General features: G+C 62.7%; 23 protein-coding genes. 15 read left to right on the top strand and 8 right to left on the bottom strand.

Going from position 1 to position 26,632, the window contains the following annotated elements:
* The first annotated feature begins 100 nt into the window (after positions 1-100).
* Positions 101-1,279, top strand: a complete 1,179-nt coding sequence (locus HFC70_RS04805) for a hypothetical protein (RefSeq protein ID WP_368669535.1) — start codon at positions 101-103, stop codon at positions 1,277-1,279.
* A gap of 6 nt (positions 1,280-1,285) precedes the next feature.
* On the opposite strand, the gene HFC70_RS04800 is transcribed toward HFC70_RS04805, so the two are convergent.
* Together HFC70_RS04800 and HFC70_RS04795 are read right to left on the bottom strand one after the other, a co-directional pair.
* Complete coding sequence (locus tag HFC70_RS04800) at positions 1,286-2,116, bottom strand: RNA methyltransferase (RefSeq protein ID WP_168472069.1); 831 nt, start codon at positions 2,114-2,116, stop codon at positions 1,286-1,288.
* A 15-nt stretch (positions 2,117-2,131) separates the two neighbouring features.
* Positions 2,132-2,518 (bottom strand): hypothetical protein, encoded by a 387-nt coding sequence (locus HFC70_RS04795; RefSeq protein WP_168472068.1) that lies wholly within the window; start codon positions 2,516-2,518, stop codon positions 2,132-2,134.
* Positions 2,519-2,702: 184 nt separating this feature from the next.
* Between HFC70_RS04795 and HFC70_RS04790 the strand changes: the two genes are divergently transcribed.
* The gene (locus tag HFC70_RS04790) at positions 2,703-3,728 is read left to right on the top strand and encodes an RluA family pseudouridine synthase (RefSeq protein WP_168472067.1); all 1,026 of its coding nucleotides are present in this window, start codon (positions 2,703-2,705) and stop codon (positions 3,726-3,728) included.
* Between the two features lie 9 nt (positions 3,729-3,737).
* Here the strand turns inward: HFC70_RS04790 and HFC70_RS04785 are convergent, their stop codons facing one another.
* The gene (locus HFC70_RS04785) at positions 3,738-4,610 is read right to left on the bottom strand and encodes a DMT family transporter (RefSeq protein ID WP_168472066.1); all 873 of its coding nucleotides are present in this window, start codon (positions 4,608-4,610) and stop codon (positions 3,738-3,740) included.
* Between the two features lie 99 nt (positions 4,611-4,709).
* Here HFC70_RS04785 and HFC70_RS04780 point away from each other — a divergent pair, with 99 nt between their 5' ends.
* Together HFC70_RS04780 and rpoH are read left to right on the top strand one after the other, a co-directional pair.
* Complete coding sequence (locus HFC70_RS04780; RefSeq protein ID WP_168472065.1) at positions 4,710-5,393, top strand: YafY family protein; 684 nt, start codon at positions 4,710-4,712, stop codon at positions 5,391-5,393.
* Positions 5,394-5,565: 172 nt separating this feature from the next.
* Complete coding sequence (gene rpoH, locus HFC70_RS04775) at positions 5,566-6,468, top strand: RNA polymerase sigma factor RpoH (RefSeq protein WP_168472064.1); 903 nt, start codon at positions 5,566-5,568, stop codon at positions 6,466-6,468.
* A gap of 91 nt (positions 6,469-6,559) precedes the next feature.
* Here rpoH and HFC70_RS04770 read toward each other — a convergent pair whose 3' ends face one another.
* Positions 6,560-8,941 carry a hypothetical protein gene (locus HFC70_RS04770; RefSeq protein ID WP_168472063.1) on the bottom strand — a complete coding sequence of 794 codons (2,382 nt, stop codon included), beginning with the start codon at positions 8,939-8,941 and terminating at the stop codon, positions 6,560-6,562.
* A 60-nt stretch (positions 8,942-9,001) separates the two neighbouring features.
* Positions 9,002-10,312 carry an adenylosuccinate synthase gene (locus tag HFC70_RS04765; protein WP_168472062.1) on the bottom strand — a complete coding sequence of 437 codons (1,311 nt, stop codon included), beginning with the start codon at positions 10,310-10,312 and terminating at the stop codon, positions 9,002-9,004.
* Positions 10,313-10,498: 186 nt separating this feature from the next.
* On the opposite strand from HFC70_RS04765, the gene HFC70_RS04760 reads away from it, so the two are divergent.
* Positions 10,499-11,389: a DMT family transporter gene (locus HFC70_RS04760; protein ID WP_168472061.1), complete on the top strand. Its 891-nt coding sequence runs from the start codon at positions 10,499-10,501 to the stop codon at positions 11,387-11,389.
* Between the two features lie 132 nt (positions 11,390-11,521).
* Here HFC70_RS04760 and HFC70_RS04755 read toward each other — a convergent pair whose 3' ends face one another.
* Positions 11,522-12,196: a transglutaminase-like cysteine peptidase gene (locus tag HFC70_RS04755; RefSeq protein WP_246735646.1), complete on the bottom strand. Its 675-nt coding sequence runs from the start codon at positions 12,194-12,196 to the stop codon at positions 11,522-11,524.
* A 262-nt stretch (positions 12,197-12,458) separates the two neighbouring features.
* On the opposite strand from HFC70_RS04755, the gene HFC70_RS27240 reads away from it, so the two are divergent.
* From HFC70_RS27240 to HFC70_RS04730, 5 genes are all read left to right on the top strand, one after another.
* Positions 12,459-13,910, top strand: a complete 1,452-nt coding sequence (locus HFC70_RS27240; RefSeq protein WP_168472060.1) for an O-antigen ligase family protein — start codon at positions 12,459-12,461, stop codon at positions 13,908-13,910.
* Positions 13,911-14,241: 331 nt separating this feature from the next.
* Positions 14,242-15,444 carry a polysaccharide biosynthesis/export family protein gene (locus HFC70_RS04745; RefSeq protein WP_168472059.1) on the top strand — a complete coding sequence of 401 codons (1,203 nt, stop codon included), beginning with the start codon at positions 14,242-14,244 and terminating at the stop codon, positions 15,442-15,444.
* Between the two features lie 125 nt (positions 15,445-15,569).
* Entirely contained in the window at positions 15,570-16,217 is a 648-nt protein-coding gene (locus HFC70_RS04740) for a hypothetical protein (protein WP_168472058.1), read from the top strand.
* A 79-nt stretch (positions 16,218-16,296) separates the two neighbouring features.
* Positions 16,297-18,573, top strand: coding sequence for a polysaccharide biosynthesis tyrosine autokinase (locus HFC70_RS04735; RefSeq protein WP_368669547.1), 2,277 nt, complete (start codon positions 16,297-16,299; stop codon positions 18,571-18,573).
* Complete coding sequence (locus HFC70_RS04730) at positions 18,563-19,294, top strand: hypothetical protein (RefSeq protein ID WP_168472056.1); 732 nt, start codon at positions 18,563-18,565, stop codon at positions 19,292-19,294. Before HFC70_RS04735 ends, HFC70_RS04730 begins: the two co-directional genes overlap by 11 nt.
* Before the next feature lie 28 nt (positions 19,295-19,322).
* Here the strand turns inward: HFC70_RS04730 and HFC70_RS04725 are convergent, their stop codons facing one another.
* Positions 19,323-20,105 (bottom strand): metallophosphoesterase family protein, encoded by a 783-nt coding sequence (locus HFC70_RS04725; RefSeq protein ID WP_168472055.1) that lies wholly within the window; start codon positions 20,103-20,105, stop codon positions 19,323-19,325.
* Between the two features lie 258 nt (positions 20,106-20,363).
* On the opposite strand from HFC70_RS04725, the gene HFC70_RS04720 reads away from it, so the two are divergent.
* On the top strand, positions 20,364-21,161 hold the full coding sequence (locus HFC70_RS04720; protein WP_168472054.1) for a creatininase family protein: 798 nt from the start codon (positions 20,364-20,366) through the stop codon (positions 21,159-21,161).
* A gap of 17 nt (positions 21,162-21,178) precedes the next feature.
* Here the strand turns inward: HFC70_RS04720 and HFC70_RS04715 are convergent, their stop codons facing one another.
* Complete coding sequence (locus tag HFC70_RS04715; RefSeq protein ID WP_168472053.1) at positions 21,179-22,162, bottom strand: LysR family transcriptional regulator; 984 nt, start codon at positions 22,160-22,162, stop codon at positions 21,179-21,181.
* A gap of 182 nt (positions 22,163-22,344) precedes the next feature.
* Between HFC70_RS04715 and HFC70_RS04710 the strand changes: the two genes are divergently transcribed.
* From HFC70_RS04710 to HFC70_RS04695, 4 genes are all read left to right on the top strand, one after another.
* A complete protein-coding gene (locus HFC70_RS04710) occupies positions 22,345-23,361 on the top strand; it encodes an ABC transporter substrate-binding protein (protein ID WP_168472052.1) in 1,017 nt (338 codons plus the stop codon).
* Between the two features lie 270 nt (positions 23,362-23,631).
* Positions 23,632-24,474, top strand: coding sequence for an ABC transporter ATP-binding protein (locus tag HFC70_RS04705; RefSeq protein ID WP_210259135.1), 843 nt, complete (start codon positions 23,632-23,634; stop codon positions 24,472-24,474).
* Positions 24,474-25,319: an ABC transporter permease gene (locus HFC70_RS04700; RefSeq protein ID WP_168472051.1), complete on the top strand. Its 846-nt coding sequence runs from the start codon at positions 24,474-24,476 to the stop codon at positions 25,317-25,319. Before HFC70_RS04705 ends, HFC70_RS04700 begins: the two co-directional genes overlap by 1 nt.
* Positions 25,319-26,632, top strand: a complete 1,314-nt coding sequence (locus HFC70_RS04695; RefSeq protein WP_168472050.1) for a cytosine deaminase — start codon at positions 25,319-25,321, stop codon at positions 26,630-26,632. The genes HFC70_RS04700 and HFC70_RS04695 overlap by 1 nt, the downstream gene beginning before the upstream one ends.

Genomic DNA, 26,632 nt, shown 5'->3' with positions numbered 1-26,632 from the left:
GGCTTTTTTGCGCGCATCCCATGGGCCACGACTTGTCGCCGGCGGGGCGCGTCGGTAAGGATCGGATGATGGCATGGAATCGAGCTGAAATGGCGCCGCCGTGATTGAATATGCTCTGCTGTTCGGACTGGGCTTTTTGAGTGCGGCGCTGCTGGCCATGCTGCTGGTACCGGCGATCCATCGCCGCATCGTGCTTTATACGGAAAACCGCCTGAAGGCGACCACGCCACTGAGCGCCCAGGAAGTGCGCGCCCAGAAGGACATGGCCCGGGCGGTCTATGCCGCCGAAAATGCTAGGACCGCCCAGGAGTTGACCCGCGAGCGGGAAAAATCCATGGCGCTCGAAATCAGCAACGATACGCTGGCCAAGGAGACCAGCCATGCGCTCGCCGAAAGCCAGGACCTGCGCATGCAGATCGAGGAGATGAGCACCGAGGCCGGCAGCCTGCGCTCGCAGTTGCGGCGCGAGGCCACCAATCTGGAGCAGATGAAAGACGCGCTGCAGCGCGTCGAGGAAACCTCCATCACCAAGGACTTGGCAATCGAGAAGCTGACACAGCGGATCACCCGGCTCAACAGCGAGATCGACAATCTGAAGATCGAGGGCACCACCCGCGACACCCAGATCGAGGATCTGCGCATGCGGGTCCAGACCCTGCGCGACGAGCGCGAAGCCTTGCGCCAGGAGGTCAAATCGGCTGGCATCCGCGCCAAGCAAGCCGAACAGCGCCTCGCCCAGGAAGAACACAAGCTGCTGCGGCTGGAGGACAAGCTGACCCGCGCCATGGCAACCTCCGTGGACAAGGACGGCACGATCGAGCGTCATCTGAAAGAAATTGTCCGGCTGAAGGAAAAGCTGCAGGAAACCGCCCCGAATGGTCGCGCCGCGCTGCGGTCCTCAAGACCAGCGAAACCCGCGCCGGCCGGACATGCGCCGGCGCGCATGCCGGTGGATATCGTCGGCACGGTTCCAGATATGGCTAACCTAGTTTCGGATCCGGCCGCCGAGGCGCTCGCCGACGAACTGCGCCATCAGCATATCGCCCTGACCGAACGGCTGCTGAAGGCCCGCACCGCCGCCAGCGACCCGGCCCTGCGCGAGGAAGTGGCGGAGATCGCCGCCAAGATGATCGCCCTGACGGCGCTGCGCGAAGGCAGCGCATCGCCCATTCCGGCTTTGCTGGCCGGCCCGGCCGACACATCCGGCGTCAAGCCCGGCTCGCTGGCCGACCGGGTCGCCAGACTGGCTCCGGATATGCTCGACACGCCGCAGCGCTAAACGACCTCAGAGCCGCCCCATGGCCTGCGCCAGGCCATAAAGTGCGATGCCGCTGGCCGTGCCGACATTGAGGCTGTCGAGACCGGGCGCCTGGGCGATGCGCGCCGTGTGGAAGCGTTCCAGCACCTCGGCCGGCAACCCCTCGCCCTCGGTACCGACCACCAGCGCCATGCGCGCCGACGCCGGTATAGCGCGGATCTCGGTCATTCCGGACGGCGACAGCGCCCAGATGGCGAAACCGGCATCGGCCAGACTGCCGAGCAGCTCGACCGCATTGCCCTGCCGGTCATAGGGCACCGTCAGCACCGAGCCGACCGACACCCGCAGCGCCTTGCGATAGAGCGGATCGCAGCAGGTCTCGTCGAGCAGCACGGCGTCAGCCGTAAACCCCGCCGCGTTGCGGAACATCGAGCCGATATTGTCATGGTTGGAAATGCCGCAGCCAACCAGCACCAGCGCATGCTGCGGCAGGCTTTCTATCAGCCTCGACGCCGTCGGCGCCTCGTCGCGAATGCCAAGCGCCAGTACGCCGCGATGCAGGTGAAAGCCGGCAATGGCATCGAGCACGGCACCGTCAGCCACATAGACCGGAATATCGGCCGGGAAGGATGCCAGCAGCTCGTCGAGACCGCTAACACGGTTCTGCAGCAGCAGGATCTTTTCCGCCTTGATGCCGCGCCCGGCCCCATGCGCCTGCGCCAGCATGCGCAGCACCACCGTGCCCTCGGCAATGAACCGGCCCTGCCGACCCGTCAGGTCCCGTTCGCGGATCTGACGGAACTCGGCAATGCGCGGATCCTCGGGGTCGGTTATGACAATCAACGCCCGTTCGCTCATCAGGGCATCCGCCGATCAGTTGCCGGCAACGGTGACGTCGGCGACGATCCGGCCGACCGAGAGATCGAACACCAGCGCCTTGCGGGTGCCGTCCGTTGTCGTCCCGTAGAACAGGATCTGGTTGTTCGACAGATCCGTGGACAGCACGGTGAAGCCTGCCGGCAGCAGGGCCGCCGCGACGATCGGCTGGTCGGCCGGAATGGCAAGACCGGGCTGGGCGACCGGTCGCGCGCTACCGTCCGGGCGGGTCACCTTGTAGACAATCGCCGCCAGCACCGCCATAAACATCAAAAGCATGATGCCGCCCGACACGAGCTGCAGCTTCACCATCTTGCGGCGGACGTTTTCCATGGCCGGATCGAGCGGCTTTTCGTCCTGGTCGTCGGTATCGATATCGGCCATCGGCTTTTTTGTCTCTGCTTCTCTGGTGTCCGCGGGATCTGGGCGTTTTCCCTGGCTGCGAACCTCGGTTCAGGGAAAAAGAGCCACGTTACATGGCTGTTTGATTGTAGAATGCGGCAGTCTGTGCCAAGTGGCACCGAAACCAATGCGCCGCAAGCCGGTGGTGCACACGCGGGATGACAGAATGAACGACCCCTTTAAACAAGCCGATCCCTTAAGAAAAGCCCTGATTGCCGGAGAGGACGCCGAAGGGCGGCTCGACGCATGGCTTGCCGGCGCGCTCGGCGGCGATCTGTCGCGCAACCGCGTCAAGGCGCTGATCGAGCAAGGGGCGGTCTTCATCAACGGCACCGCCGTCACCGAACCCAAGCGCAAGATCAAGCCGGGCGACAGCCTGGCCATCGTCATGCCCGAGCCGGAAGACGCCGAACCGCAGGGCGAGGACATTCCGCTTGAGGTGCTTTACGAGGACAGCGACCTGATCGTGCTGGCCAAACCCGCCGGCCTGGTCGTGCATCCCGGCGCCGGCAACTGGACGGGCACGCTGGTCAATGCCCTGATCCACCATTGCGGCGACAGCCTGTCGGGCATCGGCGGCGTCAAGCGGCCGGGCATCGTGCACCGGCTCGACAAGGAAACCTCCGGCGTCATGGTAGTGGCCAAGAACGATCTCGCCCATCGACACCTCGCCGACCAGTTTGCCGACCATGGCCGCACCGGGCCGCTGGAGCGCGCCTACCGGGCCATCGTCTGGGGTCGCCCCCGCACCCTCCACGGCACCATCGATGCCCCTCTGGGCCGCGCCGGCGACCGCACCAAGCGCACCGTCAAGAAGGAAGACACCGACGACGCCCGCGAGGCGATCACCCATTACACGGTGGTCGAGCGCTATGGCGAGAAGCCGGACTCCACCTGCATCGCCTCGCTGGTCGAATGCCGCCTGGAAACCGGCCGTACCCACCAGATCCGCGTGCACATGGCCCATATCGGCCATCCCCTGATCGGCGACCCGGAATATGGCGCCGCCTTCAAGACCAAGGCCAATCTCCTGCCGGACGCAGCAAGAGCCGTGGTCAACGGCTTCCACCGCCAGGCCCTGCACGCCTATCTGCTGGCCTTCGAACACCCCTCGACCGGCAAGACCATGCGTTTCGAAGCGCCGGTCCCCGCCGACATGCAGGCGGTGATCGACGCCCTGCAGGCGGTTTAGGCCCCTCTCTTACGAGGGGCAGGCACTGCGGTTGAGCACCGTGGTGGAAACAACGTGCAAGGTGACGGCCGAAAGCACGACGGTTCCGCCGACAAGGGTCGTGATCGATGGTGCCTCGCCGACGAACAGCCAGACCAGGAGCGGTGCCAACGGCGCATCCAGCGCACCGATCAGGGCGGATTCGACCGGCGGCAGCGCCCGCGAGCCGACGATCAGCAGCACGACGCCGAGCGAGAAGCCGAACACGGCAAAGAGGACGACGACAGCCAAGTCCTGGCCGGACACGGCAAGCGGCGTTGCAAACGGCACTGCGAAAGCAGCACTCAGCAGCGTGGACAGCACCGAGCAGGCCAGCACCGGCTTGTCCGGATACCGGCGCACCAGCACCGTCCACAGCGCGATCGTTGCGGTCATGGCAAAGGCCAGGAGGTCGCCGAACAGGGCGCCCTCGTCTCCCGTGCCGATCATCAGCAGCACGCCCGCCATCGCCACGCCGCTGGCGATCAATGCACCGCGGCCCGGCCGTTCACCGAGAACCACAAAGCCAAGGCCGGCAGCCAGGAACGGGCATGTGGCGAAGATGATGGCGACATGGGCTACGGTCGTTTCATGCAGGGCCGAGATGAACAGGGAGGCACTGACGGCAGACGCGATGCAGATCGCCAGGCCGGCAAGCCCGAGCCGGGCAAAATCGCCGCGCACGCCCCGCCCCTTCCAGACGAGCAGGCAGAGCAACAGAAAGGCGCCACTGACCACCCCTCTCCAGAACAGCAGGGTCGGTGCATCCATGGTGATGAGCCGCGTCATCAGCCCGGCGGTGCTGAGCGCCACGGTGGCAGTCAAGACAGCGATCAGGCCGACGACATAGGGAGAGATTTTCATGGAGGCATCCTTGGCGGTTGGAAAGCATCGCAAGCTGTAGCAAGGTGCTGCTGACAACAGCCTGTCAGCAGCATGGGCGACACAATCGAAGGAAAGACCGTGGCGCAGTCCAGCCGCATGTTCGACATCATCCAGATGCTGCGGGCATCGCGCGTGCCGCTCACCGCCGACGCCATCGCTGCACGGCTGGAGGTGACCAAGCGCACCATCTACCGCGATATCGCCGCCCTGCAGGCATCGCGCGTGCCGATCGAGGGCGCGGCCGGCATCGGCTACATGATGCGACGCGGTTACGACCTGCCGCCACTGATGTTCTCGCACGAGGAGATCGAAGCCATCGCCGTCGGCCTGTCGCTGGTCGCCCGCACAGGCGACAACAGCCTGGAGGCCGCCGGCCGCAGCGCCGCCGCGAAGATCGGCGACGTGCTGCCCTGCGACCGGACCAGCATCGACGCCATGCCGCTCTACGTCTCGACCTGGCATGCCATTCCTGAGGCAAGCGTCGATCTCAACATCATCCGCCGTGCCATCCGCGACGAGCGCAAGCTTTCCATCACCTATCGCGATGCCGTCGGAAGCCAAACGCAACGCACCATCCGGCCGCTGGCCCTCGTCTATTATGTAGACGGCATACACATTGCGGCCTATTGTGAGCTGCGCAACGATTTCCGCCATTTCCGGCACAACCGGTTCGAGGGTTGCCGCCTGATGGACGAGACCTTTTGCGATGGCGAGACATTGAGGAAACAATGGCGCGAAAGCCACATTCTGTTCGACTATTGAGCCGCCGGAATATTACCAAAACGTAATGTCATTACATTTTCGTGATCCCTTGAATCCCTAATTCGCCACACTTATTTGTTACATGGATTTTTGTGGGATTTGGAAAATCCACAAAGGTCTTGGCTTGCCCGAACAGTCCGCAAGGGAAGCCAATAGCGAAAGGGGGTGCTTTATGGCCCGCAATTATCTGCCCACCATTACTGCCGGCGAAGCGGGATTGAACCGCTATCTCGACGAGATCCGCAAATTTCCGATGCTGGAGCCGCAGGAAGAATACATGCTTGCCAAGCGCTATGCCGAGCATGGCGACCGCGACGCCGCCCACCGGCTGGTGACCAGCCATCTGCGTCTGGTCGCCAAGATCGCCATGGGTTATCGCGGCTACGGCCTGCCGATCGGCGAAGTGGTGTCCGAAGGCAATGTCGGCCTGATGCAGGCCGTCAAGAAATTCGATCCCGAACGCGGTTTCCGCCTGGCGACCTATGCCATGTGGTGGATCAAGGCGTCGATCCAGGAATATATCCTGCGTTCGTGGTCGCTCGTCAAAATGGGCACGACCGCCAACCAGAAGCGGCTGTTCTTCAACCTGCGCCGCCTGAAAGGCAAGATCCAGGCGATCGAGGAAGGCGATCTGCGACCCGATCAGGTCGCCGAAATCGCCACCAAGCTGAACGTCTCGGCGGAGGAGGTCATCTCGATGAACCGCCGCCTGTCCGGCGACGCCTCGCTGAATGCCCCGATCCGCGCCTCCGAAGGCGAGTCCGGCCAGTGGCAGGATTGGCTGGTCGATGACCACGAAAGCCAGGAAGCCGTGCTGATCGAGCAGGACGAGCTGGAAACCCGTCGCCGCATGCTGAGCCGCGCCATGAGCGTGCTCAACGATCGCGAGCGCCGCATTTTTGAGGCTCGTCGCCTGGCAGAAGATCCGGTCACACTGGAAGAGCTGTCGAGCGAATTCGACATCAGCCGCGAGCGTGTTCGTCAGATCGAGGTGCGCGCCTTCGAAAAGGTGCAGGAGGCGGTTCAGAAGGAAGCGCTCGAACGCGCCAAGGCCGTCCGCCTCGTCAATGCCTGATCGGCGGCATCCCCGCTAACGTCATGCCCCAAATGCAGAACGGCCGGCAAATTGCCGGCCGTTTGTTTTTGTCGATTGTGCTTGAGCGACCTCAGCCGCCGCGGGCGCTGCCCATGGTGGCCCATTCCTTGATGACGCTGTCGAAGACCGCCTTGCCCTGCACGCCCTTGTCGAGGGTCAGCAGCGCGCGGCGGCCATTGCGGTAGGTCACCGGAATGTCGATCCAGTTGCGGCTCTGCAAGAGTTCCAGATTGCGCGCCACTACTTCGGCAAAATCGTTGAAGGCGATCATGTAGGTGTCGTCGGTGATCTTCGCCGAGACGGCGATCAGCGGATCGCCGCGGTCCTGCTCGGTCGCTTTCATGGCAATGCGCTGGATGCTGTCGATCGCCCCGCCCTCGAAATCGGCCGGCACGGAAAACACCACTTCCGCCAGATGGCTGGCCGGCAGGGAGTTGTCGGCATTGCGCTTGAAGGTGATCAGTGCGCTCAGGCCACGGCCGGGAATGGACAGGCTGCCCTGGATGACCGGCTCGGCCTTGCCGTTTTCGGCAGTTTCCCGCAAGGCGGTCCAGACGATATGACCGGGAACCGTGGTCGGCACGGTCTGGCCCAGCCGTTCCTCGTAGAGAAACGCCTTCTGGCCATCGGTCGGCATGGCAATGTCGCCGGCAGGTGCCGCACCCGGAGTGGCCGGCGGCGTGGTGGTCGGCGTAGCCGGCGTGCCTTCGGCGGCCGGTGCCTGAACCGGGGGCGTCGTCGGCGATGTGTCGGACGGCACGTTCTTTTCGGCAACCGACGTGCCTTCGCCAGCCGGCACGGCGCCGCCCGGCGTGGCAGCCACGCCCTCGTCCACTTCGCCGCCATCCGGCAGCAGCCGTTGCGTAAATTTCTGGCCGGTGACCGAGCCGTCAGGCGCGGGCGTGCCATTGCCATTGGCCACAGGATCGGCAGGGACCGTCCCGTTGCCGGACGGCACGATCGTTTCGGGCGTCTCCGAGGCCGGCGGTGTCTGCTCGCCGGCCGTCTCCGTCGAGGGAACCGAACTTACCAGTCCATCGACAAGACTGCTGACAGTATCGCGGTTGACCCACAGCCCATAGCCGGCGCCCGCCAGAAGCAGGACGCCCGCCACGCCAAGCACGACCGGCGCATAATTACGGCGTGGCTTGTCCTCGCGGCGGTAGGCCTTCTGCTCGGCATTGGCCAGAAGCGCATCGATATCCTCGGTCGAGGCGCGCGCCTTGGTACCGTTAGCTTTGCCTTTGGCCGCGGCCGGGGCGGCGCTGGCGCTGGCTGCGCCTTGCTCGAACTCCTTGAACCAGCCGGCATCCGCTCCCTCCAAGGGAGCTGCCTCCGGCGCGGCATCCTTGCCGACAAAACTGGTCTGATGGTCGGCTTCGTCCCATTCGAGAAGATCCAGCGCCGGCGGCATCTCAGGCGCCGGGCGCTTGCTCTGGCCGCTGCGAACGAAGTCGTCGAATTCGCCCAGCGCATCGGCCTCGTCGAAGGCGGCGGCTTTGGGTTTAGGCTCGTCCCGTGCAACAGGGGTCGCCGACGGAGCCGGTTCGTCCGGAAACACGAACGGATCAGATGCATCTTCGCGATAAGGCGGCCAGTCTCCGAAGGCTGCGGGTGCGGCAGCAGGCTCGACAGCACTGGCGGGCTCATCGGCGTGAACCACCGTCTCGGCCGCTTCCGGCCATGGTGCAAAGCCGTGCTGTTCCTGCGGTTCGTCCGGCACCGGTTCGGCGGGAGCCTCCGGTGTCGGCACGGGCGCCGCCTCTGGCCAGGGCGCATACACGTCTTCAGCTGCAGAGCTTGTGCCCGAAGCATAGGGATCCGGCTCAACGGTCTCCGGCTCCAGTGTGCCCGCAGGCTCGGCGGCCGGCCCCTCGGGATAGTCATAGAACGGTGCCCCGGCAGCCGCGGCGTCGCGCCGTTCGTCGGCAGCCGGCGCAAACACATCAGGGTTCTCGGCGACGTGCTCGACCGGATGCGCCGCATCCGCCTCGTCCACGCCGACATAGGCATGCTCGTCGGTTTCCTCAGCCGGGCTGACGTAAGCTTCCGGCGCAGGGTTCCACGGCTCAGGTTCGACCGTTTCGACCGGCGCCTGCTTCTCGGTATATGTCGGCGCAGGAGCGGCCGGCGCCTCGGGTTCGACGGGTTCAGGCTCGGCTGGCTCCGGTTCGACGAAAGCCGGCGCTGCGGAGACCGCAGCCGCGTTCATCGCCTCCTCTTCCTCCGCCGCCATCAGGGCCTCGGCATGCTCCGCCTCGACCTCCACGATGGCCGCTTCGAGCTTGTCGAGCTGACGGCGCAGCATTTCCTCCGGCGGGCGGGGCGACATGTTCTGAAGCTGGCGCATCACCGCGCCACGAGCCTTCTCGTACACCTTCGCGCGCATTTCCGGGGTATTGTTCGACAGGCCGTCAACGGCCCGTCGAATAACTGCTACAAAGTCAGCCATCAGCACTTTCTCATGGTCGACGGCCCATGCCGTATGACAATTGGTTAATTATTTCCGACATTAATCCTCAAACGGGTCGGTCACAAGTATGGTGTCGTCGCGCTCCGGGCTGGTCGAAAGCAGGGCCACCGGCGCCCCGATCAGCTCTTCCACCTGGCGAACATACTTGATCGCCTGGGCCGGTAGGTCTGCCCATCTGCGGGCGCCGACGGTCGATTCCTTCCAGCCTTCCAGCGTGATATAGACCGGCTCGACACGAGCCTGCGCGCCCTGACTTGCCGGCAAATGGTCGATTTCCACGCCATCGAGCGTATAGCCGACGCAGATCTTCAGCTCGTCCAGCCCGTCGAGAACATCGAGCTTGGTGAGCGCGATGCCCGTGATGCCATTGGTGGCCACCGACTGGCGCACCAGCGCCGCATCGAACCAGCCGCAGCGCCGTTTACGACCCGTAACCGTGCCAAATTCATGACCTTTTTCCCCAAGAAACTGTCCGATCTCGTCGGTAAGTTCCGTCGGAAACGGTCCCTCGCCGACGCGTGTCGTGTAGGCCTTGGTGATTCCAAGGATATAACCCAGCGAACCGGGACCCATGCCGGAGCCGGCAGCGGCCTGGCCGGCGACGGTATTGGACGAGGTCACGAAGGGATAGGTGCCGTGATCGATATCGAGCAGAGAGCCCTGCGCACCTTCGAACAGGATGCGCGACCCCTTGCGACGTTCCTTGTCGAGCAGCAGCCACACGGTCTCGCGGAACGGCAGCACCTGATCGGCGACCGAGGTCAGTTCGTCCATGATCGTCTTGTGCTCGACCTCCGGCGCGCCAAAACCGCGACGCAGCGCATTGTGGTGGGTCAGGATGCTCTCGACCTTGCCTTCCAGCGCGTCCAGATCGGCCAGATCCATGAAGCGGATGGCGCGGCGGCCGACCTTGTCTTCATAGGCCGGGCCAATGCCGCGGCGCGTCGTGCCGATCTTGGTGCCGCTATTGGCGCCGCTGTTGGTGGCGGCGTCTTCGCGCATGCCGTCGAGTTCGCGGTGCAGCGACAGGATCAGCGTGGCGTTGTCGGCAATCCGCAGATTGTCGGGGGTCACTTCGACGCCCTGCGCCTTCAGTCTGCCGATTTCAGCCAGCAGCGCATGGGGATCGACGACCACGCCATTGCCGATGACGCCCATCTTGCCGGGACGCACCACGCCGGAGGGCAGCAGCGACAGCTTGTAGGACACGCCGTCGATGACCAGCGTATGGCCAGCATTGTGGCCGCCCTGGAACCGAACCACGATATCCGCACGTTCCGAAAGCCAGTCGACAATCTTGCCCTTGCCTTCGTCGCCCCACTGCGAACCCACCACCACGACATTGGTCATTTCAAAATCCTGTTCAATGCGCGAAAACGCGCCTACCCCAAACCCGCGCATCTATACTGCGTTGTTTTGCGGAAATCGACCTGTTTATGTTCGCCGATTTGGCTTTTTGCGTGACAAAGCCATGCCCCTGCCCTATTCCGGCCTGGCAACCGGCGAAGTGGCCTTCCAAACAACGGTATCTCTCCATTGCCTTTTAGAGCTTATACCTATCTGATCGTCACCACGATGCTATGGGGCGGCAATACCATGGTCGGCAAGCTTGCCGTCGGCCATGTCAGCCCGATGGCCCTCAATTTCAGCCGCTGGCTGATCGCCACCCTGATCATCCTCTTGATTTCCGTTCCGCAGCTGAAGAAGGACTGGCCGCTGCTGCGCCGCCACTGGAAGCTGCTGCTGGCTTACGGCGCCATCGGCTACACCGCCTTCAACGGCTTTCTCTATTCGGCCCTGCAATATACAAGTGCTGTTAACGGCGCGATCGAACAAGGCGGCATTCCGGTGCTGATCTTCATCATCAACTTTGCCATCTTTCGCATCCCGGTCTCCGCCATCCAGATCGTCGGCTTCCTGATCAGCTTTGCCGGCGTGGCGCTGACCGCTGCCCATGGCGACCTGGCGAGCCTGCTCGGCCTGACCCTCAACTATGGTGACGCGCTGCTGCTGCTCGCCGTGATCAGCTATGCAATCTATACCGTGGCGCTGCGCTTCAAGCCGCCGGTGCACTGGAAGAGCCTGATGGCCGGCCCGGCGCTGGCAGCCACCCTCACCTCCCTGCCGCTCGTCTTCTGGGAACTGTCCAACGACCGCTTCATCGCCCCCGACACGCTCGGCTGGGCGATCATGCTCTATGCCGGCATCTTCCCGTCGCTGATCTCGCAGATTCTCTATATTAAAGGTGTCGAGGGCATCGGCGCCAACCGCGCCGGCCTGTTCATCAATTTGGTTCCGGTGTTCGGCACGCTGTTGTCGGTACTGGTGATCGGCGAAAGCCTTGAAATCTTCCACGTCATCGCTTTGGCGCTGGTGCTTGGCGGCATTGCCATCGCCGAATGGGGCAAGCCCAAGACGGACGTTTAAACGCCTCCCGGCTTTGAAGGACGGCTCGCACAGAAAAAAGAGGAGCAGCAAACCGCGGGCACAGGGACGTGGCCAGGGCTTGCGCTCCCCCGCAAAAGTGGGAACGTCTAGAAATGACAGGCGGCGGCAAACCTACATCGTATACCAGAGGCGCGGATTGTCGCCGGACTGGATTTTTACCCAGCGCAGGTCGGTCGAAGCCCATGGCTTGATGCCATTGGTGCGATTGTCGAGCACCAGATCGCCCTGGCTGGTCTTGACGACCAGAACCGCATGGCCTTCGCCTGTGCCGGTATGGGCCACCGCGATGCGCAGGGCGCGCGGCGACCAGCCCATGGCGATCAGCCGCTTGCGCTTGGTCAGCGCATAATCTTCGCAATCTCCGGAATTGGCGCCGATCTGCCAGATATCGCCGTCGATCCGGCTGGCATCATTGATCGGGCGGATCGAACGGTTGACGCTTGCATTGATGCGCTTCAACTGGCTGTAGCGGTAGGACGAGAGCACCACGGTGGAGACGCCATAGCTACGGCTGCATTCGCCGGGGTTCTGCAGGCAGAACCGCACATGGGCGAACGGCGCAAGCGTCGGCTTGTTGGCGACGATGTAGCTGACGCCGGGAGAATTCATCAGATTGCGCGCAAAGCCGCCAGGGCCGGCTGCCTGCGCAGGCTCAACGCCCAGAACGATCATCGCCGAGAGTGCGGCTACATTGAGATATTTCTTCCACATGTCCTTGTCCCCGTTCAAAGGTCTCGTCGTGCGCTTCTTCTTGTCGTGCGCGCTTAACTGGCTGACGGAATACATTCCGACACTCCGGACTGCTTCATGCATCAAGAAGAACCACGTTCTTGACCGCCCGTAATGCAGACAATACACGCCGGCTTTTTCAGGCCGCTTAAGTGGAAAGTGAAAATTTTAGTGAAACTCGATTTTTGTTGTCACGACCTCTGCTGACGAGCTTTATTGGTCAAAGACAACTGCAGGCGTCCGCTTCATAGTGTCGGACACAGGCATAGGCTTGATGAAGTGCGGCGAGGCACAAGAAGATATCAAGAGGATATACTGCGTGGCGGAACACACGATTGCAGTCATTGGACGTTCATCGGCGGCGCGCGACTGGCTGGTCTATGGCTATATCGCCGTTACAATCGCCGCGCTCCTGCCGCTCGGCTCTGTCGGCACGGCGCCGTTCATGCTGGTTGCCATCGCTGTCTGCGTTCTGGCGCTGGCGGCAGCCGGCCTGCTTGGCGCGCCATCGCGCGCCAAGCCGCTGTTTCGCCTGAGCCTGATGCTGCTGGCTGTGCTGTGCGGCTGGGTGCTTCTGCAAAGCCTCGACCTGTCCTGGGCCGGCCTCGCCCACCCCGCATGGAAAGATGCCGAGCCGGTCACCGGCCCTGTCGGCGGCGCCATATCCCTGGCGCCGGGCGATACGCTGGAATCCCTGCTGCGCCTCGCCATTCCCTTCCTTATATTCCTGACCGGGCTCATCCTCAGCACCTCAGACGAGCGCGCCGCCATGATGGTGCGGTGGCTGGCGCTGGCCGGAGGGCTCATCGCCATCTTCGCTCTCGTCCAGTTCCTGTTTTTTCCAGGCACGCTGCTCGTCATGGAAAAGCGCTATTATCTGAACAGCCTGACCGCCGTCTTCGTCAACCGCAACACGGCAGCGACCTTCCTGGGGCTCGTCGCCCTCCTTCTGACCGGACTCGTCACGCTGTCGCTGCAGCAGGGTGCGCTACGGGCGCTGCGCGACTGGATTCTCAACGGCGCATCCCGCCAGTCGGCCAAGCTGCTGCGCGACCTGCTGCTGCAGGTCACCCTGCTGCTGGCAACGCTTGCCGCCCTCATCCTCACGACATCCAGGGCCGGCGTCGCCAGCACCTTCGCAGCCCTTTTCTTCCTGCTTCCGGTTCTGGCAGCCAATTGGCAGGACCAGGCCTCGCCGATGCGTCAGGGCCGTCGATCCGGCCCGCTGCGCAAAGCCGTCCGCATGGTCATTGCAACCGTTCTCATTCTTGTTGTCGCCTACGCCCTGACCGGCCGGGCGCAATTGCGGGCCGAGATGCAGGGACTGGAAGACGGCCGCTTCTGCATCATGCCGGGGCTTCTCGATGCCATCGCGGGCAATTGGTGGACAGGAACCGGCTTCGGTACATTTCTCCAGGCCTTTCCGCCCTATCGCCCGGCCGAATGCGGACTGGTTGGCATCTGGGACCGCGCCCACAACTCCTACCTCGAAGCCCTACTCGGGCTGGGCGTCATTGCCCTGCCGGCTATCGTGTCTGCACTGGTGATCCTGCTGTCCTCCTTCGTCAAAGGCTTGCGACACAGGCAGAAGGCCAGACTCTATCCAGCCGTCGCCATAGCGGCGGTGATTCTCGTCAGCCTGCACGCGCTGCTCGATTTCTCCCTGCAGATCCCCGGCGTCGCCCTCTATTTTGCCGCTCTTCTGGCACCGTTGGCCTCGATCTCCATCGCCCGATCGGAAAAACCGGCAAAATCCAGGCGTCGTCAGTGAAAATTCAAAACAGCAGCGCCATTTTTTAGCGATAACGACATTAAAAGGAAGATAGCAAAGAAACGTCGAGAATTGCACAAATACTTGGCGATTGGTGGAATGAACGGATACAATATTGGCTTTTTAAAACTCACTGCGATTAAAAAATAGTCAAAAATCAGGAGTCTAATTTGATTCTAGCCAAACTGAATTGAATAAAGATCGTGTCACAAATGCAACATAGACACTACAGTCACAATAACTGTGAAAAATAGTCACGGAGTCACTCTGGAAAATAGCAACAAGCGATGGCATTAGAGTCTTAACAGACATTTAGGATGGGCTATCGCGTATGCTTTCATTGAACCGGAAGATTACAGTCATTGCAATCTCGGCTCTTCTTTCGAGCTGCACGTCCTTTCCGAATTCCGGGCCGTCCTACCGTTCGATCGATGGTGAAGCATCGATCAAGGTAAGTACCGAGGGCCGCAAGGTCGGCATAGACTATGTGTTGATCGATATTGAAAAGAGCATGCTCGGATACTTTGAGACGGAGACCGTGTCGTCATTGAAAGACGGCTTCGGCGGCGGGCGCGGTGGGCCGCCGAGCATTCCGCTGGGGATCGGCGACACGATCGAGGTGTCGATCTTCGAAGCCCAGGCCGGCGGCCTGTTCATTCCAAGCGATGCCGGCAGCCGTCCCGGCAACTATATCACCCTGCCGCCCCAGTCGATCGACAGTGCCGGCAATCTGAGCGTGCCCTATGCCGGCCGCATCCATGCCGCCGGACGGCCCAAGGAACAGGTCGAACGGGAGATCGAGGATCTGCTGGCCAATCGCGCCATCGAGCCGCAGGTCGTCATAACCGTCACCGCCAGCAGATCGAGCCAGGTGGCGGTTCTCGGCGACGTCAACGAGCCGCAGAAGGTGGAGATCACTGCCGGCGGCGAACGGGTTCTGGACGTCATCTCGACGGCCGGCGGCATCAGCTCGCCGGGCGTGGAAACCTACGTGACCCTGCAGCGCAACGGCCGCACGGCAACGGTGTCCTACGAGAAGCTATCCAATACGCCGGCCGAAAACATCTACCTGGCGCCCAATGACACGGTCTTCGTCGACCGCGAACGCCGTACCTACCTCGCCTTCGGCGCCTCCGGTCTCAACGGTCGCTTCGATTTCGAGGAATCCAATCTGTCGCTCGGCGAAGCGCTGGCCAAGGCTGGCGGCCTTCTCGACAGCCGCGCCGATCCCGCCCAGGTGGCGCTCTATCGTTCGGTCGACCGCAAGATCCTGGAGAAGATGGGGATCAATACCTCGCAATTTACCTCGTCCAGCATACCGGTCATCTTCCGGGCCAACCTGCGCGATCCCTCGGCCTTCTTCGCCACCCAGAAATTCGCCATGCAGGACAAGGATCTTCTCTACGTGTCGAACTCCGACTCTGTTGAGCTGATCAAGGTCCTCGATATCGCCAACGCCGTCACCTCGTCGGCGTCCGGCATGTCGTCCGATGCAGTGGCAACACGCGATGCAATCGAGGAACTTGCAGACTAAGAAGACTCGGGATCGAGCAAATTAAACATGAATCGATCCCGGGATTTACTGGCATTGCAAAGTCTTGTTGCTGACGTTAGACTGATTAACAAAGTTTTAAAGAGTTACGAAGGGACACTAACGAGATGTCGAACACTCTCCTCAAGATCGGAGCCAGCGTTGTTCTCGCTTTGCTCGCCTCCGCCGTTACCACAACCGGTGCCTTTGCGCAGTCGGCCGGCTGCTTTCAGTCGCCGGCAAAACTGAGCGATGCAGATGTCAACGCCTTTATCGCCTCGCCGACGTCTCTGCTGAACGAGAACCCGACCGGCGGCCTGCCGATGTCCACCAAGGTTCGCTCGCTGGCCGGCTCCAGCATGGCGTCGATCGACATGATACTCAGCCTTCTCGATCAGGCCAATCCCGACCAGAAGTCGGCGATCGGCTCGGGTCTTGCCCGCGCCGCAAAAGCCTGTGCGGCCATCAATCCCGAATATGCAGCCCTGATCCAGGAGAAGGTTGCCGGCGTCAGTTCGCCGGAGGTCATCACCGCCTTCCTGGCGGCTTCCAATGAAGTGCAGACTGCGGCAGTGGCAGGCGGCGTCACGGCAAGCGCTGTCGGCGGTGGCGGCACGGCGGCTTCGGGCATTGGCGGCGGCGGCACCGCTGGCACCGGCTCCGGCAGCCTTTCGGGCAGCACCAGCGTCGCCCAGAACGGCGGCGGCTATTCGACCAGCGGCAGCGGACAGTACTTCTCAAGCACGGATTCGTCCGTCAGCGTCACCAACCAGTAAGGTTCTGACGCAACGGCCCGTCTGCGACGCAGCGGGAATTCGATTTGTATGAGGTGCGTGTTTGTTATCACCAGATAGGATCGCTTCCCGCCACAGAGACGGCCAGAGAGACGATTGGGACAGCAACGACACTGCCGAAGATGGCCTTGACATCGACAAGCTGATCTCGATCTTCCGCCGGCAATGGCGGGTCGGGCTGGTGGCGATTGTCGCGGCCGTCGTTGTTGCGGCGCTCTATGTCTTCACCGCCGTGCCGATGTACACCTCGGCCGCCAGCGTGCTGATCGACCGCAGCAATAGCGAGATCGTCAACCAGCTGTCGACCATCGGCAGCATGGTCGATGACGAAGCCTCGGTGCTGAGCCAGGTCGAACTTCTCAAATCCGACACGATCGCCTTGGCCGTCGTGTCGAAACTGAAGCTCGCCGATGATCCCGCTTTCCTCAACAACGCGAACTCTCCGCTCTCTTCGGTGATCGGCTTTGTCCGATCTCTTTTCGATGTTTCGAGCTGGTTTGCCGCCGAAAAGCCGCTGATCGACGAGACCGAGGCCCGGACCCGCCAGGCCGTCGGCATCATTCTCGACAATCTGAGTGTCGTGCGAGCCGGCCGCAGCTATGTCCTGCAGATCGGCTATACCTCCCGGTCCGCCGAGCAGGCCGCCTACATCGCCAATGCGCTGGCCGACGCTTATCTGCTCGACAAGCTCAACTCGAAATACGACGCGACCCGACGGGCCAGCGACTGGCTCCAGGAACGCATCGACGAGTTGAAGCTCAAGGCGCTCGAATCGGACTTCGCGGTCCAGAAGTTCCGCGGCGAAAACGGCCTGGTGGCCGCCGATGGCAAGCTGATCACCGACCAGCAGCTGTCCGAACTGAACAGCGCCCTGATCGTCGCCCAGGCGGAAACCGCCAAGGCGGCGGCCCGTTACGATCGCATCAAGTCGATCATCGATGCCGGCCGCACCGACGCCATCGTCACCGACGTGCTGGAAAGCTCGATCTCCAACGACTTGCGCAAGAAGTTTCTCGAAGCCTCCAAGATGGAGGCTGAAATCTCCAGCCGCCTTGGCCCGAACCATATCCAGGCCGTCCGGCTGCGCAGCGAGATGCGCGAGTTCGAGCGCCTGATGTTCGAGGAACTCGGCCGCATCGCCGAAAGCTACCAGAGCGAAGTCACCGTCGCCCAGTCGCGCGAGAGCGCCTTGCGCCAGAGCGTCAAGGAAGCGCAAGGGGTCAGCGCCATTGCCGGGGAGACGCAGGTGCAGTTGCGCGAATTGGAGCGCACCGCCGAGACCTATCGCAACCTCTACCAGACCTTCCTGCAACGCTTCCAGGAAGCGACCCAGCAGCAGTCCTTCCCGATCACCGAGGCTCGAGTGATCTCCCGCGCTACGCCGCCGACCGCACCCAGCCACCCGCGCAAGTCCCTCGTGCTGGCGCTCAGCATTGTGCTTGGCGGCGCGCTGGGGGCCGGGCTTGGCGCCTTCCGCGAATTCCGCGACCGGTTCTTCCGCACCGGCGACCAGGTGCGCGAGGCGCTTGGCCTGGAATTCCTCGGCACCGTGCCGCTGGTTGCCATCGAGCCCTATAAGATCGGCCCGAACGACAGCGAACACCCGCGCAATATCCGCAAGGTCAACAGCATCAACAATTATGTCGTCGATCATCCCTTGTCGATGTTTGCCGAAACCCTGCGCAGCGCCAAGATCGCCATCGATCTCAGCGTCAAGGAGAACCGCGCCAAGGTGATCGGCATCGTCTCGACCCTGCCCGGCGAGGGCAAGTCGACGGTGGCCGTCAATTTCGCCGAGCTGCTGGCCATGCAGGGTGCCAGAACCCTGCTGATCGATTCCGATCTTCGCAATCCCGGCGCCACCCGCGCCATCGGCCGCAATGCCGAGGCTGGTCTGCTCGAGGCCCTCATCGACAACCGCCCGGTGCGCGATCTCCTGCTGTTGAACCAGAAGACCAAGCTTGCCTTCCTGCCGGCCGTCGTCACGCGCCGCGTGCCGCATTCCTCCGAACTGCTGGCCTCGCCGGCGATGAACGCCATCATCGAAACCGCCAAGACCGGCTTCGATTACATCGTCCTCGACCTGCCGCCGCTCGGCCCGGTTGTCGACGCGCGCGCCATCGCCTCGCGGGTCGACAGTTTCATCTACGTCATCGAATGGGGCAACACTTCGCGCAAGGCCGTCAAGTCCATCCTGGCCAGCGACATGGAGGTCTATGACAAATGCGCCGGCGTCGTGCTCAACAAGGTCGATGAAGACAAGATGAAGCTTTATCGCGCCTATGGCTCGAGCGAATATTACTCGTCCCGTTATCTGTCCTACTATCGTGAAGACTGAGAGCCCGCAAAAGGGGCCGACCTATTCTCCGGCCCTGCTCGGCTTTGCGGCCATCGCCGCCCTGCTGCTGGCATTTTCTATCTGGCAGCAGGTCACGACCGCCCGCTTCGCCACATTGATGCTGCTGGCCAAGAAGATCGAGCGGGCCGAGCCGATCTCGGCCGACGCCATTCCGACCTACATCAAGCAAACGACCGGCATCGTGGCTGCGGGCTATTGCCGCTCCGACATCGTGCGTGCCGGGTTGACGGTGCTTCTCGCCGATCTCGATCGACAGAATTCCACCGACGATTACGAGGCCTGGGCGGCGGCCATGGCGCGATCGGAGGATTACCTGCACCATGCCCTCGCCTGCTCGCCGGGCGACGGCAATCTCTGGGTGCGGCTGGCCATGGTGCGGTTTGCCATTGCTGCCGAGCCCCGCGAACTGGCCCATCTGATGACCCAGTCCGTCAATCTCGCCCCCGCCGAGCCGAACATCGTCGCGGCGCGTTTCGTCCTGTGGAACAAGCTGAATGCCGCAACCCTGCAGGAAGCATCGCGCGCCGTCGACAGCGATCTTCGGCTGCTCCTGACGCAAGCGCCGATGCCCATGCTGAAATCGACGCTGGCAGCGCCGAGCGAAACCCTGCTGCCCTATCTAAGAAGTGCAGCGGCCCTGATCGGCGAACCGCGCCGCTCCCGGATCGAAGCGGCCGGCATCACCCTGCCTCGCCCTTGAGCCGAACTGCCCGGCAACAGCCCAGGAATCAGATCTCCTCGGCCGCCCCGTCCGCCAGCTTCAGCGCCGTCAGCCGCCCGGTGGCAAAGGCCGCGGTATCGATACAGACACGGGCCGTGCCATACACCACTTCGGGTGATGGCGTGTGGCCGTGGATTACCAGCACCGGCAGATCCGGGCCGCGGCTCAGGAACGGCTCGCGGATCCACATCAGGTCCTCGTCGATCTGGTCTTCCAGCGGCACCCCCGGCCTGAGCCCGGCATGCACGAACACCAACCGGCCAACGCAGAGCAGGGACGGCAGGCCTTGCAGGAAATCCACATGATGCGCCGGGATGGTCTGGCGGACGGTATCCGCCAGCATCTTTTCGCCACCGGAGCGCTGCAGGATATGGCTGGCATCGATGCCATAGGAAAAGAGCGTCTCCCGCCCGCCCAGTTCGAGCCATTCCATATGGTCGCGTGGCGTATCGATGAACTGCAGGAAGACGTCGTCATGATTGCCGCACAGCGCCACCCGCTCGAAACCCGGCGGCGGCGGCCGGCAGAGATGGTCGAGCACCTGGCTGGAATTGGGTCCCCGGTCGATATAATCGCCGAGCATGACGATCAGCTTGCGGCCTTCCCGCTCGCTGGCATCGCGCAGGATACGCCGTTCTGCGTCCAGAAGCTCCGCATAACACCCATGCACGTCGCCGATCGCATAGATGGCAGAAAAATCGGCCCCCTTTCGCGACAGGCGCGGCCGGGCGGCGTTGCCCTTGCCGTGTCCGGGGCTGTTGGAGAATATTCTGCGCAGCAAACGTCTCATAGGGACTCCGGCCATTCCATGCTTAGCCCTCTCTATCGCGCTTGATCCACCTTCACAACCAGGGGCCGCCACCGCCCACTGTCCCATCCACCGCGGTCCATTGCGTGCCGATGTTCATGGGGTTTGCCATCCTGCCGGCCCAGACTGATGCCCGCAATGTCATCGCAGCCTTAAAAGCATCATAGCGGTGACAAATTGGTGCTTTTCCAAGCCTGCAATCTTGTCCTATCGGTATTGTCTGCAAACAAAGGAGCGGCCATGGGCACGCCATTTTACTGGAACGAACTGAACACCGCGGACTTTGCGCTCCTGTCCCCCGATACAACCATCGCCATCCTGCCGATCGCCTCGACCGAACAGCATGGCCCCCACCTGCCTGTCGCCACCGATGTGGCGATCGCCAACGGCATGCTGGCCGAACTGCGCGTCCAGCGTCCCGACGATCTCGATATCCTCGTCCTACCCACCCAGGAAATCGGCAAGGCCAACGAGCATATCTATGGCCCCGGCACGCTGTCCTTCGACCCGGAGATCCTCATTCCGGCCTGGACCGCCATCGGTGCGAAAGTGGCCGAGGCCGGCATCCGCAAGCTGGTCATCGTCAATTCCCATGGCGGCAATGTCGATGTGATGAGCATCGTCGCCCGTGAACTGAGGGTCCGCCACCAGATGGCCGTGGTCAGTACGCAATGGGGACGCTTCGGCAATCCGGACGGTATGATTTCTGAACATGAAACGAAATTCGGCATTCATGGCGGCGAGGTCGAAACCTCGCTGATGCTGCACTTCCGGCCCGATCTGGTGCGCATGGACAAGGCCGAGAATTTTGTCTCGAAGGCCGAGGACATGAAGGCCAATTCCCGCTTCCTGCAGCCGCTGCCGCCCCATTCGCTGGCCTGGATCGCCCATGACCTCAACCCGCATGGCGTGGTCGGCGATGCCTCCAAGGGGACCGCCGACAAGGGTGCGGCCATCTGCCGGCATCAGGTCGCCGGCTTCATCGACCTGTTGCGCGACCTGCGCGATTATCCGCTGTCCAATCTCTACAGCCGCTAAGGAAATCCGCAGCGCGCTTACCCTGGATCGCGGTCCGGTCCGCCGCGCTCCAGCGCCGTTTTCTCGACGGGTGGAATATAGCCCCGCTCCTGCAGTTCCTGCACCAAATTGAGCAGTTCCTGCATCAGATACTCGACGAACAGGCTGGTGGCGGCGTCAAGCGGCGCGCGGGCGCGGGCAAACAGCTTCATCGGCTGGTGGCGCGCATGCTGGTCGGCAAAGGCCCGAAATACCAGTTCGCCGCGCCGGCATTCCATGATCACGTCGAGCGGATTGAGGATGGTCAGCGCCGTGCCGTATTTCACCAGTTGCTTCAACAGTTCCGAGGCATTGGTCTCGACCACGGGCTCGACCGGCAGCGGTAGCGGTGCCAGCGCCAAGTTGATGACATTGCGCAGGCTGGTGCCCGGCTGTGCCAGCACCAGCTTTTCCTGCACCACGTCGATCAGGTCGATCGGCCCGGCCTCCTTGGCCAGCCGATGCCCGGGCGGCAGCACCGCACCGATCGGAATGTCGAAATTGGCCAAAGTCCGGATGCCGGGGGTGGCTGGAATGTTGAAGCCGAGGCCGATATCCACCTCGCCGGTCAGCACCGCGTTGATCGTCGTCGAGCCGCCATCGTTGCGCAGTTGGATGCGCACCCGCGGATGCGCCTCGATGAACCGGCTGATGATCTCCGGCAGCGGGCCGGCCGCAAGCCCGACGGTGGTGACGATCGACACCTTGCCGGCCTGCGGCATCTTCAGGCTGCGGATCCGGCTCTCCAGCCGCTCGTAGTTCTTGAGCACATCGCGGATATGCTCGACGCAGAGTTCGCCGGCCGCCGTCAGCCGTAGCCCACGCGGCAAGCGCTCGAAGATCGGCGCACCGAATTCCTCCTCCAGCGCCAGGATCTGCCGGTTGACCGCCGACGAGGCGACATTGAGCCGTGCCGCCGCCTTGCGGATCGAGCCGCAGCGGGCAATCTCGTCAATGTATTGCAGCTTTCTTGAGTGTAGCATACGCTGGGTCTTGCCTATTTTTTGATCATTGCGCTTAATCCGAGAACAAAGCGGCGAGCGATGCCTCAAAGGCATCAATGCGGACGAATTTTGATGCTTTTCAAAGCGCAACGCAACGGCTCAAATGAAGAAAATGGGCGTCAATGAAGACGCTGCATGGCTCAAAAGGGGAACAGATCGACATGCTCCAGACACTGAAATCCACATCCCTTCTCGCCTTTGTCGGCCTCGGGGTGGCGTTTTCGACGACCGGCCAAGCCTTTGCGCTGGACGAAGTGAGCTATGGCACCAACTGGCTGGCCCAGGCTGAGCATGGCGGCTTCTACCAGGCCGTCGCCGACGGCACCTATGAAAAATACGGCCTCAAGGTCACCATCGTGCAGGGCGGTCCGAATGCCGCCAACCGCGCGCTTCTGATCGCCGGCAAGGTCGATTTCTACATGGGCAGCCCGCTTGGCGAAATGGACGCCATCAAGGAAGGCGTGCCGCTGGTCGACATCGCCTCGATCTTCCAGAAGGATCCGCAGGTTCTGCTCGCCCATCCCGACCAGGGCATCGAAAAATTTGCCGATCTTGCCAAGCTCGACAGCATCTTCATGGGCAAGGACGGCTACGTCACCTATTTCGAGTGGATGAAGAAGAATTACGAAGGCTTCAAGGACGAGCAATACAAGCCCTATACCTTCAACCCGGCGCCGTTCATCGCCGATCCGAAATCCGCCCAGCAGGGCTATCTGACCTCCGAGCCCTACGAGATCGGCAAACAGGCCGGCTGGGAACCAAAGGTGTTCCTGCTCGCCGACAATGGCTACAACCCCTATTCGACGATGATCACCACGACCGCGACCATGGTCGAGACCAAGTCGGATCTGGTGCAGCGCTTCGTCGACGCCTCGATCGAAGGCTGGTACAACTATCTCTACGGCGACAACAAGCCGGCCAACGACCTGATCAAGAAAGACAATCCTGAGATGACCGACGGCCAGATCGAATATTCGATCGCCAAGATGAAGGAATATGGCATCGTCGAGTCCGGTGAAGCGCTTGAGAAGGGCATCGGCTGCACGACCGACGCGCGCTACAAGAAATTCTTCGACGACATGGTCGAAATCGGCGTCGTCGATGCCAGCCTCGACTACACCAAGGCCTTCACGACGAAATACGTCTGCAAGGGCGTCGGGATGGCGCTGAAGAAGTAATCGACGATTGCCGCTTGAAGAAGGGCAGTTGCCCAAGAAAAAAGACCCTCTCTGGCCTGCCGGCCATCTCCCCCACAAGGGGGAGAAGACTTGTGGAAACCGCTCGGCTTCATCCGCCGACGGTGCGGCTAGGTTAAGCCCTCCCCCCTTGTGGGGAGGGTTGGGGAGAGGTCTCTTTTCACACGCGATGGCCCTCCTCATCCAGGGGGGTAAAGCCAAGACCCGACGCCGAACCAAGCGACCGTCGAGACCCAGTATCCAAGGCCTGTAATGATCATTTCAGACGCACCGATGACCAACCTGCCGCCCGAAGCCCTCAAGCGTCCGCTGGTGGTGATGGACCGTGTGTCGAAAATGTTCTCCAACGGCACCCTGGCACTGTCCGATATGTCGCTGTCGGTCAATCCAGGCGAGTTCGTCAGCCTGCTCGGGCCGTCTGGCTGCGGCAAGTCGACGGCGCTGCGCATCATTGCCGGGCTTGGCGATGTCTCGGCCGGCTCGATCGATTGGCCAAGCTCCCGCATCAATTCGCGCGGCCTGCCGGAGGGCGATATCAGCTTCGTCTTCCAGGAGCCGACGCTGATGCCCTGGCAGACCGTCTTCGGCAATGTCTACCTGCCGCTGAAGCTGCGCGGCCAGTCGAAATCCTCCGTCAGGCCCGAGATCATGGCAGCCCTGTCTGCCGTCGGCCTTGCCGATTTTGCCGAGGCCTATCCGCGCGAACTGTCCGGCGGCATGAAGATGCGCGTCTCGATCGCCCGCGCCATGGTGACCAAGCCCAAGCTGCTGTTGATGGACGAGCCCTTTGCAGCGCTCGACGAGATCACCCGGCAGAGACTGAACGACGATGTGCTGCGGCTCTGGAAGGAGACCGGCATCACGGTGATCTTCGTCACCCATTCGGTGTTCGAAAGCGCCTACCTGTCGAACCGCATCGTGGTGATGAAGGCGCGGCCCGGCCGGGTGCATGCCGATTTCCCGATTCACACCAGCCTCGACCGCGATGCCCATTACCGCACCTCGGAAGAATATCGCGCCACCTGCGAGAAGGCCTCCAACGTGCTTCTGGAGGCCATCGGCTTCCCGCTCGAACCCGGCAAGGACGGTCACTGATGGCACCGCTCGACACCCAGACCCTGCTGCAGCCGAAACCGCAGACCTTTCTCAGCCACTATGGCGAGACGCTGCTGCGCATCGCCGTTCCGGTCGCCGTCGTCGCCGTGCTGATCCTCTTCTGGCATATCGGCGTGCTGGTCTCCGGCGTGCCGCAATATATCCTGCCGGGGCCGGTCGCGGTCGCCGGCGCGCTCATCAAGGACTGGGGCACGCTGGCGCCCGCCCTTTGGGTGACCACCAAAATCACCTTGGCCTCGCTCGCTCTGGCGCTGATCGGCGGCGGTGGCATTGCCATCTGCCTTGTCCAGTCGAAATGGATCGAGACTGCTTTCTATCCGATCACCGTCATCCTGCAGGTCACCCCGATCGTCGCCATCGCGCCGCTGATCCTGATCTATGCGCCGTCGACCCAGGTGGCGCTGTTGATCTGCGCCTTCCTGGTCGCCTTCTTCCCGATCCTCTCCAACATGGTGCAGGGCCTGAAAAGCGTCGATCACAACCTGCTCAACCTGTTCGATCTTTATGGCGCCAACCGCTGGCAGACCCTGCTCTATCTGAAGCTGCCCTCCGCCCTGCCCTACTTCATGACCGGATTGAAGATCGGCGGCGGCCTGGCGCTGATCGCCGCCGTGGTCGCCGAATTTGCCGCCGGCTCGGCCGGCGCAGGCTCGGGCCTCGCCTTCCGCCTGCTCGAGGCCCAGTACCGCCTCAATATCCCGCGCCTGTTTGCCGCCCTTTTCCTGCTCTCCGCCCTCGGCGTGACGATCTTCGCCATCACCTCCACCATTGCCTGGGCAAGCCTGCATCGCTGGCATGAAAGCAGCCTGAAAAGAGAAAACTGATGACGTCCTCCTTCCTGTCGCTGCCGACCGCCGATCGCTTCGTGCTTGCCAATGCCACCCTGCCGGCCGTCGCCGTCGATGGCTTTGCAGCACCGGCGAAAGAAGGCCTGATCGCAGCCGATATCGTCGTCTCGGGTGGCCGCATCGAGGCCTTGCTGCCGGCCGGCACCGCCCCCGCCGACCTGCCATCCGCCGATCTGCAACGCGGCATGGCCTGGCCCTGCTTCGTCGACATGCACACCCATCTCGACAAGGGCCATATCTGGGAACGCCGTCCCAATCCGACCGGCGATTTCATGGGCGCACTGGATGCGGTCAGAAGTGACCGCGAGGCCAACTGGTCGGCCGCCGACGTGCGCGCCCGCATGGAATTTTCGCTCAAGACAGCCTATGCCCACGGCACCCATCTGATCCGCACCCATCTCGACAGCCTGGCGCCGCAGCACCGCATCTCGTTCGAAGTGTTCTCGGAGGTTCGCGACGCGTGGAAGGACCGCATCGCCCTACAGGCCGTCGCCCTCTTCCCGCTCGATGCCATCACCGACGAGGCCTTTTTCAAGGATCTGGTCGAGGTCATCGTCGCCCACAAGGGGCTGCTCGGCGGCGTCACGCAGATGTGGCCCGATCTCGACGCCCGCCTCGACCTGCTGTTTCGCACCGCCGCAGACAACGGGCTCGATATCGACCTGCATGTCGACGAGACCCAGGACAAGCAGGTGCTGACGCTCAAGTCCATCGCCGAGGCCAAGCTGCGCAACGGCTTCGAGGGCGCCGTCACCGTCGGCCATTGCTGCTCGCTGGCCCGCCAGGACGAGGACGTTGCCAAGGCGACCATCGATCTGGTGGCGGAGGCGAAGATCGCCGTCGTATCGCTGCCGATGTGCAACATGTATCTGCAGGACCGCACGCCCGGCCGCACACCGCGCTATCGCGGCGTCACGCTGTTCAAGGAGCTGGCAGCGGCGGGCGTTGCCACCGCCGTCTCCTCCGACAACACCCGCGACCCGTTCTACGCCTATGGCGACCTCGATGCCGTCGAGGTGTTCCGCGAGGCGGTGCGCATCCTCCATCTCGACCATCCGCTCGACGAGGCGGCGCGCATCGTCACCCGTTCGCCCGCCGATATCCTCGGCCGGCCGGATCTGGGGCGCATCGCCGTCGGCCAGACCGCCGATCTCGTGCTGTTCAGCGCAAGGCGCTGGAGCGAATTCCTTTCCCGTCCGCAGGCTGACCGCATCGTGATGCGGAATGGCAAGGGCATCGACCGTCGCCTGCCGGATTACCGTGACCTTGACCCGATCGTGAAAGACTGA

This window comes from Agrobacterium sp. a22-2 (genome assembly GCF_012276985.1).
GTDB lineage: Bacteria > Pseudomonadota > Alphaproteobacteria > Rhizobiales > Rhizobiaceae > Allorhizobium.
This window is presented reverse-complemented; position numbering and strand designations above follow the sequence as displayed.

Bases quoted from the DNA above. Each gene is read 5' to 3' on its own strand.
- HFC70_RS04715 (WP_168472053.1), bottom strand. From the start codon at position 22,162: ATGCTACACTCAAGAAAGCTGCAATACATTGACGAGATTGCCCGCTGC.
- HFC70_RS04745 (WP_168472059.1), top strand. From the start codon at position 14,242: ATGCTTTCATTGAACCGGAAGATTACAGTCATTGCAATCTCGGCTCTT.
- HFC70_RS04785 (WP_168472066.1), bottom strand. From the start codon at position 4,610: ATGAAAATCTCTCCCTATGTCGTCGGCCTGATCGCTGTCTTGACTGCC.
- HFC70_RS04800 (WP_168472069.1), bottom strand. From the start codon at position 2,116: ATGAGCGAACGGGCGTTGATTGTCATAACCGACCCCGAGGATCCGCGC.
- HFC70_RS04710 (WP_168472052.1), top strand. From the start codon at position 22,345: ATGCTCCAGACACTGAAATCCACATCCCTTCTCGCCTTTGTCGGCCTC.
- HFC70_RS04725 (WP_168472055.1), bottom strand. From the start codon at position 20,105: ATGAGACGTTTGCTGCGCAGAATATTCTCCAACAGCCCCGGACACGGC.
- HFC70_RS04790 (WP_168472067.1), top strand. From the start codon at position 2,703: ATGAACGACCCCTTTAAACAAGCCGATCCCTTAAGAAAAGCCCTGATT.
- HFC70_RS04755 (WP_246735646.1), bottom strand. From the start codon at position 12,196: ATGTATTCCGTCAGCCAGTTAAGCGCGCACGACAAGAAGAAGCGCACG.
- HFC70_RS04720 (WP_168472054.1), top strand. From the start codon at position 20,364: ATGGGCACGCCATTTTACTGGAACGAACTGAACACCGCGGACTTTGCG.
- HFC70_RS04770 (WP_168472063.1), bottom strand. From the start codon at position 8,941: ATGGCTGACTTTGTAGCAGTTATTCGACGGGCCGTTGACGGCCTGTCG.
- HFC70_RS04765 (WP_168472062.1), bottom strand. From the start codon at position 10,312: ATGACCAATGTCGTGGTGGTGGGTTCGCAGTGGGGCGACGAAGGCAAG.
- HFC70_RS04795 (WP_168472068.1), bottom strand. From the start codon at position 2,518: ATGGCCGATATCGATACCGACGACCAGGACGAAAAGCCGCTCGATCCG.
- HFC70_RS04705 (WP_210259135.1), top strand. From the start codon at position 23,632: ATGATCATTTCAGACGCACCGATGACCAACCTGCCGCCCGAAGCCCTC.
- HFC70_RS04700 (WP_168472051.1), top strand. From the start codon at position 24,474: ATGGCACCGCTCGACACCCAGACCCTGCTGCAGCCGAAACCGCAGACC.
- rpoH (WP_168472064.1), top strand. From the start codon at position 5,566: ATGGCCCGCAATTATCTGCCCACCATTACTGCCGGCGAAGCGGGATTG.
- HFC70_RS04695 (WP_168472050.1), top strand. From the start codon at position 25,319: ATGACGTCCTCCTTCCTGTCGCTGCCGACCGCCGATCGCTTCGTGCTT.
- HFC70_RS04740 (WP_168472058.1), top strand. From the start codon at position 15,570: ATGTCGAACACTCTCCTCAAGATCGGAGCCAGCGTTGTTCTCGCTTTG.